The organism is Pseudomonas sp. MWU13-2517 (genome assembly GCF_023242545.1).
Classification (GTDB): domain Bacteria; phylum Pseudomonadota; class Gammaproteobacteria; order Pseudomonadales; family Pseudomonadaceae; genus Aquipseudomonas.
Window position 1 is genome coordinate 322,620 of sequence record NZ_JALMFA010000002.1, and the last position, 13,444, is coordinate 336,063.

A 13,444-nucleotide genomic window follows, 5' to 3' on the forward strand; every position below is an offset into this window, starting at 1 on the left:
TGATTGATCGCACATAAAAAATCCCCGACTGGTTCGGGGATTTTTTTTGCCCGGTGGGCGGTGCGGTGCGAGGGTTCGACCTGCCCTCGATGGCGCTGGTGCATTCAACCTGTTGGCGACTGATGCACCGTTATCGGGAGCCTCCCACCTTCAGCCGAATCGGTAGATATCCATGCCCAGCGCACCCATGGTGAAGCCTTGGTGTGCCACGCTGAATGCACCTCCGGCGCCGCGCGCAAAGTACAGCGGCAGCAGGTGCTCATCACTGGGATGGCTGCGTACGGCATTCGGTGCCTGACGGCGGTAGTCATGCAATGCCGCTTCATCGTCGGCGGCAAGCTTGTCCACTACCCAATCACGGAAGTCCCGCGCCCATGGCTCAATGCTCTGCGGCCCTGCATGCCAGTCCAGCTCACCCAGGTTATGGGTGATGCTGCCGGAGCCGATCAGCAATATGCCCTGTTCACGCAAGCCGGCGAGGGCATGCCCGACCCGGGTCTGCAAGGCAGGGCCCATGTGGCTGGGCAAGGACACCTGGACTACCGGGATATCCGCCGCCGGGTACATCAACGACAAAGGCACCCATGTCCCATGATCATAGGGGCGACGCTCATCAATGCGTGCAGCCAAACCATCGGCGTGCAGCCGTTCGACGATCTGGCTGGCCAATTGCGGGTCGCCTGGCGCAGGATACTGCACGGCAAATAGCTCGCGCGGGAAGCCGCCGAAGTCATGCCAGGTTTCCGGGGCAGCACTGCCACTGACCAGCAACTCTTGGCTTTCCCAGTGCGCCGACACCACCACAATCGCTTTCGGTCGCGGCAGTTCGGCGGCCAGGCGTTGGAGGGCCGGGCCGCTGGCGCCGGGTTGCAGGGCAAGCATGGGGGAACCATGAGAAATAAACAGGCTAGGCAGCATAAGTCGGGGTCCTGAGCGTTAACATGGCCCATCTTCAATCAGTTCATTGATCTAAATCTAATATAAGTTTTAGCCCCTTTTAATCGAATTTTCAGGGTGATCCATGGAACCCAAGTTTTGGCGGGAGCGCTGGGCGCACAATCAGATCGGCTTTCACTTGCCGCAGGTCAACGCTTATCTGCAACGGCACTGGCCACGATTGGACCTCGCTGAAGACTCCAAGGTGCTGGTGCCGCTGTGTGGCAAGAGCCTGGACGTGATGTGGTTGGCAAGCCAAGGGTTACGGGTGCTGGGTGTAGAACTGTCGCAGCAGGCGGTTGAGGCGTTTTTCAGCGAGCAGAACCTGACCCCGCGCATCAGCGAGCAGGGTGTGTTCAAGGTGTATCAGGCGGATTCTATCGAGATCTGGTGTGGCGATTTTTTTGCCTTGGGCGCCGAACCGCTGGCTGATTGCACTGCGCTGTATGACCGTGCCGCACTGATCGCGTTGCCGCCGTTGATGCGTGCGCAGTACGCCGAGCATCTGAACACCTTGCTGCGCCCTGGTTGCCAGGGGCTGTTGATCACCCTCGATTACGATCAACTGCAAAAGGCCGGGCCGCCGTTTGCGGTGCCGGATGAGGAGGTGCGGGAGCTGTTGGGTGAGCAATGGACGCTGGAGGTGCTGGAAGAGCAGGACATCCTGGGTGAGAGCTGGAAGTTTGTGCAGGATGGCGTGACTCGCCTTGAGGAACGCGCCTATCGGTTATCCAAGGTATAAACCGCGGCCACGAAAAAGGGGCGATACAATCGCCCCTTTTTTACGTTACTGGCAATCAGCCGCGACGGCGCAATGCGTCGATACGCTCTTCCAGTGGCGGGTGGCTCATGAACAGGCGAGCCATGCCCTGTTTGATGCCCCCGTTGATGCCGAATGCGGTCAGGCTGTCCGGCATGTGTACCGGCAGGCCCTGTTCGGAGCGCAGGTGTTGCAGCGCTGCGATCATTGCCCCGGTGCCGGCCAGGCGGGCGCCGGCTTCGTCTGCACGGAATTCCCGTTTGCGCGAGAACCACATGGTGATTGCGCTGGCCAGGAAGCCCAGCACCAGTTCGGCAAAGATGGTCGCCACGTAATAGGCGATGCCGCGGCCTTCTTCGTTCTTGAAGATCACCTTGTCGACAAAGTTGCCGATGATTCGCGCAAAGAACATCACGAAGGTGTTCACTACCCCTTGCACCAATGCCAGTGTGACCATGTCACCGTTGGCCACGTGGCCGATCTCGTGGGCCAGCACCGCTTTCACTTCGTCGTACGAGAAGCGTTCCAGCATGCCCTGGCTCACCGCAACGAGCGCGTCGTTCTTGTTCCAGCCGGTGGCGAAGGCATTGGCCTCGTAAGCCGGGAAAATCCCCACCTCGGGCATCTTGATGCCGGCGTCACGGGACAGTTGCTCCACGGTCTGCAGCAACCATTGCTCATGCCGGGTACGTGGCTGGGTGATGACCTGGGTGCTGGTGCTCATCTTCGCCATCCACTTGGAGATGAACAGCGAGAACAGCGAGCCGGCGAAACCAAAGACCGCACAGAAAACCAGCAGCTGATTGAGGTTCAGGTCAACCCCGTTGGCCGCCATGAACCCGTTGAAGCCGAAAAGGCTCAGGGTGATGCTGGCAATCAGCACGACCGCCAGGTTAGTGGCCAAGAACAGCAGGATGCGCATCATGGTTGTAGAGTTCTCCTCATGCTTAATATGTCGCGTACTGCGGGGTATATAAGGTGCGGGATGGGGTGATTCAACCGAGCGACTATTTCAAACTGTGTCCTACAGCCTGAATGTAGAGCCTTGAAAGGATTTTCCGACCCGCCAAGCTTGCCCTCATAACCACAATTTTGCCCTGTCGCCCCGTAATTATAGGGACTTGCCGATTCCTTGGGAGCAGTCCCGGGGAAGGCGGAGGGGAAGGGCAAAGAAGTGTTGCCAGATACTCGCTGTACGACCGAATGAGGGTCGCACAGCGATAGAACCGTTACTGGCGATAGGACTTGAGGAAGTTGCCGATGCGACCAATGGCCATGTCCAGGTCATCCACGCGCGGCAAGGTCACCACGCGGAAGTGATCAGGCCATGGCCAGTTGAACGCGGTGCCCTGGACCACCAGCAGCTTTTCCGACAGCAACAGGTCGAGCACGAACTTCTCGTCGTTGAGGATCGGGCACACTTTCGGGTCGATCCGCGGGAAGGCGTACAGCGCTCCCATGGGCTTTACGCAACTGACGCCAGGAATCGCGTTGAGCAACTCCCAGGTGCGGTTGCGTTGCTCCAGCAGGCGGCCTTGGGGCAACACTAGGTCATTGATGCTCTGATACCCACCGAGGGCCGTCTGGATCGCGTGCTGGCTCGGCACATTGGCGCATAGACGCATGTTGGCCAGCATGTCGATGCCTTCGATGTAGCTCTGCGCGTTGTGCTTGGGGCCGGAGATGGCGATCCAGCCGGAACGGAAACCGGCTACGCGGTAGGACTTGGACAGGCCGTTGAAGGTCAGGCACAGCAGGTCCGGCGCCAGCGAGGCGGTGCACACGTGCACGGCGTCGTCATAGAGGATCTTGTCGTAGATCTCGTCGGAGAACACCACCAGGTTATGTTGGCGTGCCAGCTCAAGCATGCCCAGCAGCACCTCCCTGGAGTACACGGCGCCCGTAGGGTTGTTCGGGTTGATGATTACCAGGGCCTTGGTGTTCGGGGTGATCTTGGCCTTGATGTCGGCCAGGTCCGGGAACCAGTCGGCGCCTTCGTCACACAGATAGTGCACCGGGTGGCCGCCGGCCAGGGTCACGGCGGCGGTCCACAGCGGGTAATCCGGTGCCGGCACCAGCACTTCGTCGCCATTGTTGAGCAGGGCCTGCATGGACATCACGATCAGTTCGGACACCCCGTTGCCCAGGTAGATGTCTTCGATGCCGACCCCTTCGACCTGCTTTTGCTGGTAGTACTGCATCACCGCTTTACGTGCGCTGAACAGACCCTTGGAGTCGCTGTAGCCCTGGGCGGTCGGCAGGTTGCGGATCACATCCTGGAGAATTTCGTCCGGCGCTTCGAAACCAAAGGGCGCCGGGTTGCCAATGTTCAGCTTGAGGATGCGATGGCCTTCCTCTTCCAGGCGTTTGGCGTGCTTGAGCACTGGGCCGCGAATGTCGTAGCAGACGTTGGCGAGCTTGTTCGATTTGCTGACCTGCATGGCGATGTGATCCTGAAAATGAACGATCCAGACGGCGTGGACACTACCGTACTGTGAATCCAGCGAGGCCCGCACCCATAAATACGTTTGAATGCCGGTAGCGTGGGTGCCAGACTGGCGTTTTGAAGAGGCGCAATCATACGTGCCGCCTGATCCATGGAAAAGACACAGATCAGGGTTTTTCAGTTGCCGAGGTGTACCGATGGAAAAGTTGCAGAAAACCGTTGATGAATGGAAGGCGATGCTCGATCCAGAGCAGTACAACGTGTGCCGTCTCAAGGGCACCGAGCGACCTTTCAGCGGCAAATACAATGGCACCAAGACTGACGGCGTGTACCACTGCATCTGCTGCAATGAGCCGCTGTTCGACTCCACCACGAAATTCGATTCGGGCTGCGGCTGGCCGAGCTTCTACGCGCCGATTGCCGACAGTGCGATGATCGAGATCCGCGACGTCAGCCACGGCATGATCCGTACCGAAGTCACCTGCGCCAAATGTGATGCCCATCTGGGCCATGTGTTCCCGGACGGCCCGCCCCCGACTGGCCTGCGTTACTGCATCAACTCCGTGTGCCTGGATCTGGTGCCGCGCTGACGTCTGAGCCGCCCTCGCGAATCTCGCGAGGGCGGCCTATGAAGAGGTATCAATACGGTCAATTAAATTGCACGCAATTTAATTGACCGCTATGTTTTAACTCTCTCCATTTGAATCGAGGCATTGCCATGAGCGACAACCTGCTGAGCATCCCTTGCACCACCATCAAGGGTGAGCAGAAGACCTTGGCCGATTTTGCCGGCAAGGCCATCCTGGTGGTCAATACCGCCAGCAAATGTGGTTTCACACCGCAGTACAAAGGGTTGGAGCAACTCTGGCAGCAGTACAAAGACCAGGGGCTGGTGGTGCTGGGTTTTCCCTGCAACCAGTTCGGCAAGCAGGAACCGGGCAACGAAGGGGCAATATCCGAGTTTTGCGAGTTGAACTTCGGCGTGAGTTTCCCGCTGTTCAAGAAGATCGACGTCAATGGCAGCGATGCTCACCCTTTGTTTGTTCAATTGAAAAAACAGGCGCCTGGCCTGCTCGGTTCCAAGGGCATCAAGTGGAACTTCACCAAGTTCCTCATCGGTCGCAACGGTCAGGTGGTCAAGCGTTTTGCCCCGACCACCAAGCCTGAGGACCTGACCCAAGAGATCGAAGCGTTGCTCAAATGAGCGATTTGCCTGCCGTGTCCCTGGCCCTGGACAACCAGTTATGTTTCAAACTCTACGCCGCCTCACGGGCGGTTACCCGAGCCTATAAGCCGATGCTGGAGCAGTTGGGCCTGACCTATCCGCAATACGTGGTAATGCTGGTGTTATGGGAATGGCACGACGCTGCACCGGCGCACCCTACGGTCAAGGCGCTGGGTGAACGACTGATGCTGGATTCGGGCACGCTGACGCCGTTGCTCAAGCGGCTTGAGCAGCTTGCACTGGTGAGGCGTCAGCGCAGCGCCAAGGATGAGCGGGAAGTGCACCTGAGGCTGAGTGAAGCCGGTGTGCAATTGCGTGGCCAGACCCGGAGCTTGAAAACCCGTTTACTGTGCGACAGTGGCATTGACCTGAATCAGGCCGATGCCCTGCGCGATGGACTGGACCAGTTGCTGGCGCAGCTCAAAGGGGTGACGTCTTAGGCACCCACAGGTCCAGCAATGCGTTGAGTTCTTCACGGCGAAACGGCTTGGCCAGATAGTCGTTCATCCCCGCTGCCCGGCAACGCTCGCGCTCTTCGGACATTGCATTGGCGGTTAGGGCGACGATGGGCAAGTCCGGCCAACGCCCGCTGCGACGAATCTGCCGACTCGCCTCGTAGCCGTCCATCACCGGCATGTTGCAGTCCATCAGCACCATGTCAAAGCCCTGGTCTTCAAGAAGCTTGAGTGCTTCGCCACCATGGGCGGCGACGATGACCTTGCACCCCATTTTGCTGAGCATGCCCTTGGCCACCAGTTGATTGACCGGATTGTCTTCCACCAGCAGGATGCGCGCCCGGTGAGCAAGAGGGGCGGCTTCCACCTGGACCGGGTCCTGGATCAAGGGCGTGCCGCAATGCAGGTTACGTTGCAGGATCTGGTACAACGCGTTGCGGCTCAACGGGCGTGCCTGTTGCTGCAACGGCGCAAGGGCGGCCACTTCTTCACTGGGCATGAAGTTGCCATAGGCAGTCACCACCAGAATCGGCGAACTGATCGTCGGGCGCAGGCGGAACAGGCACTCGGGGCAGTCCGTGATCAGCAGGTCCGGGGTTTGGCCGCTCATATCATCGTCCTGGGAATAGCAGCGCGGTGTCAGTCCCCAGTGGGGTAGCAGCGTGGTGAGCAGTTCCGTCAGGCCGCTGCCCGCGTTGGTGATGGCAATGACTTCGCCCGTGAGCGGGGCATGGCGTGTGGCCGGCAAATGTGTGGGTAACGGAAGATCGGCACAGAACTGGCTGCCAAACCCAACCTCCGAGCTGATAGTCAGGCGTCCCTTCATCGCTTCGCACAGGTTGTAGGTCAATGCCAGGCCCAGCCCGGTGCCGCCGAACTGACGGGTGATGCCGGCGCCCGCCTGAGTGAACGGCTGGAAGATCTTCACCTGTGCTTCCTGGGCAATGCCGATGCCGGTGTCGCACACTTCAATGCTTACCCGGTCTGCTTGAGCGCGCAGGCGTACGTCGACCCGGCCGAAGCGCGTGAACTTCAACGCGTTAGAGAGCAGGTTGCTGACGATTTGGCGTACGCGGGTCGGGTCGCCAATGACCTGGGCGGGGAATTGCGGGTCGATCAGGCAGGTCAGCTCGACACTTGGAGCGGCGTTCTGCGACAGCAAATTAGCGGTGTCTTCCACCAGTGAGCCGAGGTCGAACGGGATGTGCTCCAGCTCCAACTGGCCTGCGTCGAACTTGGACAGGTCCAGGATATCGTTGAGCAATTCCACCAGCACTTTGCCCGAATCATGGGCGATGGACAGTTGCTGGCGCTGCTCGGCGTTCAATGGGCTGTCCAGCGACAGGGCGATCATCCCCAGCAGGCCGTTCAGCGGTGTGCGGATTTCGTGGCTCATATTGGCCAGGAAGGCCGCCCGTGCCTGGGCCATGCCCAGGGCGGTCATTTTTGCGGCCTCCAGTTCATCGTTGGATTGGCTCAAGCGCTGGTTGCTGGCTTTGAGTTCAAGGGTCCGCGCAGAGACGATATCTTCCAGTTGTCCGAGGTATTCGGTGAGACGGTCTTCAGCGTGACGGCGCTGCTGGATTTCGGTCTGCATGTTTTCGAACTGCTGGTTGGCGACATTCACCAGTACGCCGATTTCGTCGTTTTCGTGCCCGGGCGGGCATTCCAGGTGGGTCTGCTTACTGGTGCTCAAGGCGCGAATAATGCGTACCAGCGGCTGGGTCAACATGACATAGAACAACGCCAGCAGTATGCCGGTCAGCAGCAGGCTACGGGCAAAGCCGTTGAGCAGGGTAATCTCGGCGCGGTGCAGGAAACGGCTACCAAAGGCGTAGGTGTCTACGTCCAGTCGCAGCACCCCAAGCGAGTCATTGGGCATATGGCTCAGGAACAACCGGTCTTCGAACTGACGACTGGCGCCAAACAGAAAATCACTGAGCGGCCTGTAGCTGCTTTCCCTGGGCGGGCGGCCCACGTCTGCCAGCACCACACCGTTGTTGTCGATCAGCTGCGCGTGGGTGATGGCAGGGGAGTGCAACAGGCCCAGGGTCAGCTCCTGGGCGAGTTCGGCATCGATGTTGTAGGCGATACGTGAGGCGGGGTTATGGCTGATTTCGATCAGCGAACGTATTTCACGGTTGATGGATGCGTCTTCGCTGGCATAATCAATACCGATTTGGATCAGGCTGAGCAGGGTTCCCAAGACGAAACCGACCAGCACAGTCAATCTGGCTTGTTTATAAGACAAGCGGTGGGCGAACTTGATATCCATCGAGTGTTGAACCACTTCACGTTTCCCTTCGCCCGGCAAGCATAGCTGAACATCCACAGGCTCTGGCTTACCCGGCATAAATCGTTTTTTACGCAGACTCGTGCGGTCGCCCGCAGGGTTGCCAATACGCCATCTTTTGCAAGAACTTGCCAGAGGAATAATTGTGGATTCTCGATTGAATGCCTTTCTTGAACGGGCCGATGCGGTGCTCGCGCGCCTGGAGCCCTTGTTGCCCGCGCCACGCCAAGCGATCGACTGGAACCAATGCCTGGCCGCCCGCTGGCAGCGTGAGGGCCGTACAGGCTTCCTGTTGCCGCTGGACGTCAGCCTGGACATGCGCCTGTCCGATCTGATCGGTGTTGACAGGCAACGTGAGCAATTGGCCCGCAACACCCAACAATTTATCGAAGGCCTGCCCGCCAACCATGCGTTGCTGTGGGGCTCGCGCGGTACCGGCAAATCGTCCATGGTGCGCGCGTTGCTGGCCCACCACGCCAAGGCGGGTTTGCGCCTGATCGAGATCGAGCGCGATCACCTGGCCGACCTGCCGCGTGTGGTCGAGCAACTGCTCAAGCTGCCGCAACGTTTCATCCTGTTCTGTGACGACCTGTCGTTCGAAGCCGGTGAAGGTGATTACCGTGTGCTCAAAAGCGTACTCGACGGCTCATTGGAGCAGGCGCCGGAAAACGTGTTGCTGTACGCCACCTCCAACCGCCGCCATCTGGTGCCGGAAAACCAGAGCGATAACGACAACTGGAAGCGCGTAGACGGCGAGCTGCACCCGAGCGAGGCCGTTGAGGACAAGATCGCCTTGTCTGACCGTTTTGGCTTGTGGCTGTCGTTTTACCCGTTTACACAGGAACACTTCCTGGATGTGGTGGAGCACTGGATCGGTGAGCTGGCCAGTAAAGCCGGTTTGCAGTGGCAACGCGATGAAGCGCTCGATATCCTCGCCGTACGCTGGGCTACCGGACGCGGCAACCGCAATGGCCGGTGTGCCTATCAATTTGCCCGTTACTGGGTAGGTCTCAAATTGCTGGAACGTCAACCATGATCGATTTACAACAGGCAGGTAACGGCCTTGATGGCTACGCCATGCTCTGCGCGCAACTGGAGTCGCTGTTGGCCGATGAGCGTGATTTCATCGCCAACAGTGCGCAGTTTTCCGCGTTCCTGTTCAACCAGCTGGATGATCTGAACTGGGCAGGCTTCTACCTCAATCGTAATGAAGAGCTGGTGCTGGGGCCCTTCCAAGGGCTGATCGCCTGTGTGCGAATTCCGTTCGGTCGGGGTGTGTGTGGTGCGGCTGCGGCTTCACGGCAAACCCAGCGGGTGGAGGATGTGCACGCATTCCCTGGGCACATTGCGTGCGACAGCGCTTCCAACAGCGAGTTGGTGGTGCCTCTGGTCAAGAACAACCGGTTGATTGGCGTCCTCGACCTCGACAGCCCGTCGCTGGCCCGCTTTACGCCCCAGGACCAGGTTGGGATTGAACAGTTGGCGGCGATTTTCCTGCGCTTGACTGATTGCTGAACAAACGAGGCGGGGGCGAACCCCGTGCCAGGTCAAGGCTTTTTTGTAGGGGCGAGCTCGCTCGCGAAAAACGCACAGGCGCCGCGTTCATCCAGGACACCTGCGTTATCGTTGACGTTTTTCGCGAGCAAGCTCGCTCTTACAGATGGCGACCTACGCTTGATTGAACCCTGCCTCTTATTGGCGATCCAGGTCATGAAGTTGCGTTTGCAACATCCTTTCCAGCTCCAGCATCAGTTTTTCCAGGGCTTTGATACCGGCTTCGATCACGGGGCGATCTTCGCTCCGCGAGCAGGCTTGCTCCAGGGCTTCGCATTGCCCCGCCAGTGCATGGGCTTGAACGATACGGGCGGCTCCTTTGATTTTGTGGGCTTGCTCGATGATGTCCTGGCGCGGGGCTTGTCGAGTCAGCAGGCCCATGAGTTCGTGGCGGTCGTGCTGACTGCTGTTCAACAGCTCTTCCAGCAGGCGTCGACTTAATTGCGGGTCGCCGCCGGTCAGGGCCTCCAGGCATTCCAGGTTCAAACACGGGCCTGCAGGTTGAGGGGCGATGTGCGCCAGTTGCCGCTCCAACACCGTGAGGCTGATGGGTTTGAACAGGCAGTCGTTCATACCCGCCTGCACGCATCGTTGTCGTTCCTCCGGTTGAGCATTGGCGGTAAAGCCCAATACCACGCAGGGCGGCAGTTGTTCGCGTTGTTCGTACTCACGGATCGAGCGGCTCAACTCGTAGCCATTCATGATGGGCATGTTGCAGTCGGCGATCACCAGATCGAAATGTTCCTGGCGCCACGCCTGGAAACCGGCCGCACCGTGTTCGGCGGCGGTGAACTGGTGGCCCAGATAACCCAGTTGCTGGCACATCAGCAAGCGATTGGCCGGGTGGTCATCCACCACCAGCACGTTGAGTACCGGAGTAGGGGCGGCCGCCACCGGCGTTATTTCACCGACCTGGTTCTGCCTGTGCAGGCGCGGCATCTTCAGGCTGACATGCACCTGGGTGCCGACCATGGGCACGCTGCTGAGGCTTAACTGACCGCCCATCATCGCGCACAGGCTGCGACAGATCACCAACCCCAGCCCTGCGCCGCTCCTGGCCAGGTGTCCCGAGTTGTCCGCTTGGGCGAACGGTTCGAACAAGCGTAACTGGTCGTCCCTGCTGATACCGATGCCGGTGTCCTCCACCACCAGTTTGAGCTCGACCTGTTCCGGTGCTAGAGCAGGCAGCACCTCCACTTTGATCTTCACCTGCCCGCGTTCGGTGAACTTGATCGCGTTGCTCACCAGGTTGGACAGCACTTGCTTGAAGCGCAGCGGGTCAATCTGGACCTCGATGTCAGTCAGGTCGGGTTTGAACTCCAGCAACAGGCTGAGGGTTTTCTGGCGTGCAAGCCCGTCGAAGACGCGTACCACGGACTCAATCACATCCCGCAGGTTGACACGTTCCGGAGCGAGGCTGAGACGGCCGGACTCAATGCGTGCGATGTCCAGAATATCGCCGATCAGTTCCAGCAGGTCCTTGGCCGAGTTGTACGCTACTTCGATGGCCGGTCGATCCAGATGCCCTTGGTCAGCGCGCTTGAGTGTCAGTTCGAGCATACCGATCACGGCGTTCATCGGCGTGCGGATCTCATGGCTCATGGTGGCAAGGAACGTGCTCTTGGCGCGGTTGGCTTCGTCGGCGCGCTCCTTGGCCGCGCGCAGTTCATCAAACAGTTGGCGCCGTTCACTGATGTCGATCCAGCCACCGATGATGCCTTGGACTTCGCCGGTGGAGTCGCGGTAAGGCAGGATCCAGTGGTAGATGGTCAGTTTCTTGTCGTGGATATGCAGGGTGCGATCCAGAATCAGCGGGTTACCTTCGGCGACTACTCGCTGATAGTCGGCGTGATACTGCGCCGCCTCCGATTCAAGGGCCATGCTCATCTGGATCGCGCTCTTGCCGATGACGTCTTCACGCTTGACGTCGAACACCTGGAGGTAACTGTCGTTGCAGGTCTGCAACAGGCCCTTGCGATCACGTACGTAGATCGGGTGCGGGGTTTCATTGACCAATGCACGCATGAACTCGAACTGGTCGTTGAGGGCGCGCTCGGCCATTTTCCGATGCTTGATCTGGCGGCGCATGTAGGCGTTCCAGGTCAAGGAGATCAACAGCAGCAACCCGGTGCCGATAACGATCCGGGCGATCAGTTGATGGTAGTTGCGCCAATAGCTGTCGGACGCAGCGGTGTAGCCACGCCAGCGGCTGTTGATCACGCCCATTTCGTCCGGGGCGATACTGAGCAATGCTTTGTCGAGGATTGAACTCAGTTCGGTGGCGTGGCGTGATGTGGCCAAGGCGAATGTGGCCGGAACCGTGCCTATTGTGCTGCTGATCTGCAGTTTGTCCTGGAAGACCTGCGAGGAGAGGAAATAGTTGGCGATCACCAGCGAGTTCACGGCGCCGTCCACATGGCCTTGTGCGAGCAGTTCCGATGCCTTGAAGGTGTCGCTGGTTTCCACCAGGTGGACCTGTGGGAAGTCCTTGCCCAAGGTGCTGGCCAGCGGGTTGCCCTGGGTTATGGCCAGGCGTTTTCCAGCCATCTGTTCAAGGCTCAAGGGCGCCCCCGGCTCCTTGCGTGTCAGCAGTACGTAGGAGTTTTCCAGATAGGGGCGACTGAAGTTGAGCTGTGTTTCCCTTTCGTTGCTGGGCACGATGGCGCCGATCATATCCACTTTGCCGCTGGTGACTTGCTCGATCATGTCGTTGACTTCGCGACCGCTCTGGATCACGAAACGCAGGCCGGTGCGCAAGCGAATCAACTCCAGGAGGTCGGCGGTAATGCCGCGGAAGTTGCCGTCCGCATCGAAGAAGGTCAGCGGCGCAAAGGTTTCGTTCACCACGACCTTCACCACGGGATGCTGTTTCAGCCAGCGTTCCTCGCGTTGGGTCAGTTGCAGTTTCTTGTCGGTCAGCAGGATGTCGCTACCGGCACTCCAGCGCTTGGCGATGCTGTCCCGTTCGTTGGTGGGCACGGCTGCCAGTACCGAGTCGATAATGCTCAAGAGGATGTGTTGGTCCTGGCGCAGTGCAAAGCTGAAACCGAAGGCCTCATGTTTGCCGAAGTTAGCCATGTGGATATTCTTGAGATAGCCCTTGTTGATCATGTAATGGGTGGAAATGGTGTCGCCCAGAAACACATCCGCCTGGTCGAAGGCCACCGCATTCAAGGCATTTTGATACGAGGGATAGGCGCGAATGACCGCGTTGGGGTACAGCTTTTCCACTTCGCTCAGGGGCAGGTAATGATAGACGAGGCTCAGGCGCAGTCCCGCCAGGCCATCGTTGAGGCTGCGGGTTTCACCCTCGCGAGTGACCAGCACCGGCTGGTCCACGGCATACGGCGCGGACAGGATGAGTTTCGGGTTAGCGGCCTCAAAGCCGTTCGAGGAACCCAGCAGATCAATGTCACCCGCTTCCAAGGCTTGGATGGAGGCCTTGCGGGAAGCGTAGCGCACGACCTTGACCGGCAAGGAGAGTGCCTTGGACAGCAGCCCGGCGTAATCAGCGGTGAGGCCTTCATAATCATGGCCGCTGGAAGTGAGGTCGAAAGGGGGGTAGTCAGGTGCGGAAGTGCCCAGCACCAGCTCTCGCTTGTTCTGCAGCCACTGGCGCTGTGCTCTGTCCAGTTGAATGTCGAGTTGAACGGTTCCTGCACGACTTAATAAAGTGAAATGTTCCGGCTCGGGTTGGTATTGTGCGAACACGGCAGTGCTGAAGCACAAACCGGCACTTATTACAATCAGATAGTCCTTTATACGACTGGGCATC

The 13,444-nt window shown here is 59.1% G+C and carries 11 protein-coding genes; 6 read left to right on the forward strand and 5 right to left on the reverse strand.

The annotated features are described in order from the left end of the window. Nucleotides 1-150 precede the first annotated feature (150 nt). The gene (locus M5B97_RS04095; RefSeq protein ID WP_248730821.1) at nt 151-918 is read right to left on the reverse strand and encodes a class III extradiol ring-cleavage dioxygenase; all 768 of its coding nucleotides are present in this window, start codon (nt 916-918) and stop codon (nt 151-153) included. A gap of 103 nt (nt 919-1,021) precedes the next feature. Here M5B97_RS04095 and M5B97_RS04100 point away from each other — a divergent pair, with 103 nt between their 5' ends. Continuing rightward, the gene (locus M5B97_RS04100) at nt 1,022-1,678 is read left to right on the forward strand and encodes a thiopurine S-methyltransferase (protein ID WP_248730822.1); all 657 of its coding nucleotides are present in this window, start codon (nt 1,022-1,024) and stop codon (nt 1,676-1,678) included. Nucleotides 1,679-1,733: 55 nt separating this feature from the next. Here the strand turns inward: M5B97_RS04100 and htpX are convergent, their stop codons facing one another. Next, nucleotides 1,734-2,621: a protease HtpX gene (htpX, locus tag M5B97_RS04105; RefSeq protein WP_060753271.1), complete on the reverse strand. Its 888-nt coding sequence runs from the start codon at nt 2,619-2,621 to the stop codon at nt 1,734-1,736. 304 nt (nt 2,622-2,925) lie between these two features. Further along, complete coding sequence (locus M5B97_RS04110; RefSeq protein WP_025857865.1) at nt 2,926-4,137, reverse strand: pyridoxal phosphate-dependent aminotransferase; 1,212 nt, start codon at nt 4,135-4,137, stop codon at nt 2,926-2,928. Nucleotides 4,138-4,339: 202 nt separating this feature from the next. On the opposite strand from M5B97_RS04110, the gene msrB reads away from it, so the two are divergent. The 3 genes from msrB (at nt 4,340) to M5B97_RS04125 (ending at nt 5,807) form a co-directional block, all read left to right on the forward strand. Then, the gene (gene msrB, locus M5B97_RS04115) at nt 4,340-4,732 is read left to right on the forward strand and encodes a peptide-methionine (R)-S-oxide reductase MsrB (RefSeq protein WP_123715975.1); all 393 of its coding nucleotides are present in this window, start codon (nt 4,340-4,342) and stop codon (nt 4,730-4,732) included. Nucleotides 4,733-4,860: 128 nt separating this feature from the next. Next, on the forward strand, nt 4,861-5,346 hold the full coding sequence (locus tag M5B97_RS04120) for a glutathione peroxidase (protein WP_248730823.1): 486 nt from the start codon (nt 4,861-4,863) through the stop codon (nt 5,344-5,346). Next, the gene (locus tag M5B97_RS04125; protein WP_123715977.1) at nt 5,343-5,807 is read left to right on the forward strand and encodes a MarR family transcriptional regulator; all 465 of its coding nucleotides are present in this window, start codon (nt 5,343-5,345) and stop codon (nt 5,805-5,807) included. Before M5B97_RS04120 ends, M5B97_RS04125 begins: the two co-directional genes overlap by 4 nt. Here M5B97_RS04125 and M5B97_RS04130 read toward each other — a convergent pair. After that, nucleotides 5,788-8,097 carry a response regulator gene (locus tag M5B97_RS04130; RefSeq protein ID WP_248730915.1) on the reverse strand — a complete coding sequence of 770 codons (2,310 nt, stop codon included), beginning with the start codon at nt 8,095-8,097 and terminating at the stop codon, nt 5,788-5,790. The genes M5B97_RS04125 and M5B97_RS04130 overlap by 20 nt on opposite strands. A 163-nt stretch (nt 8,098-8,260) precedes the next feature. On the opposite strand from M5B97_RS04130, the gene M5B97_RS04135 reads away from it, so the two are divergent. Both M5B97_RS04135 and M5B97_RS04140 read left to right on the forward strand, forming a co-directional pair. After that, the gene (locus tag M5B97_RS04135) at nt 8,261-9,151 is read left to right on the forward strand and encodes an ATP-binding protein (protein ID WP_134659850.1); all 891 of its coding nucleotides are present in this window, start codon (nt 8,261-8,263) and stop codon (nt 9,149-9,151) included. Next, nucleotides 9,148-9,630 (forward strand): GAF domain-containing protein, encoded by a 483-nt coding sequence (locus tag M5B97_RS04140; protein WP_248730824.1) that lies wholly within the window; start codon nt 9,148-9,150, stop codon nt 9,628-9,630. The genes M5B97_RS04135 and M5B97_RS04140 overlap by 4 nt, the downstream gene beginning before the upstream one ends. 177 nt (nt 9,631-9,807) lie before the next feature. Here the strand turns inward: M5B97_RS04140 and M5B97_RS04145 are convergent, their stop codons facing one another. Continuing rightward, entirely contained in the window at nt 9,808-13,443 is a 3,636-nt protein-coding gene (locus tag M5B97_RS04145) for a transporter substrate-binding domain-containing protein (protein WP_248730825.1), read from the reverse strand. Nucleotide 13,444: the final 1 nt, after the last annotated feature.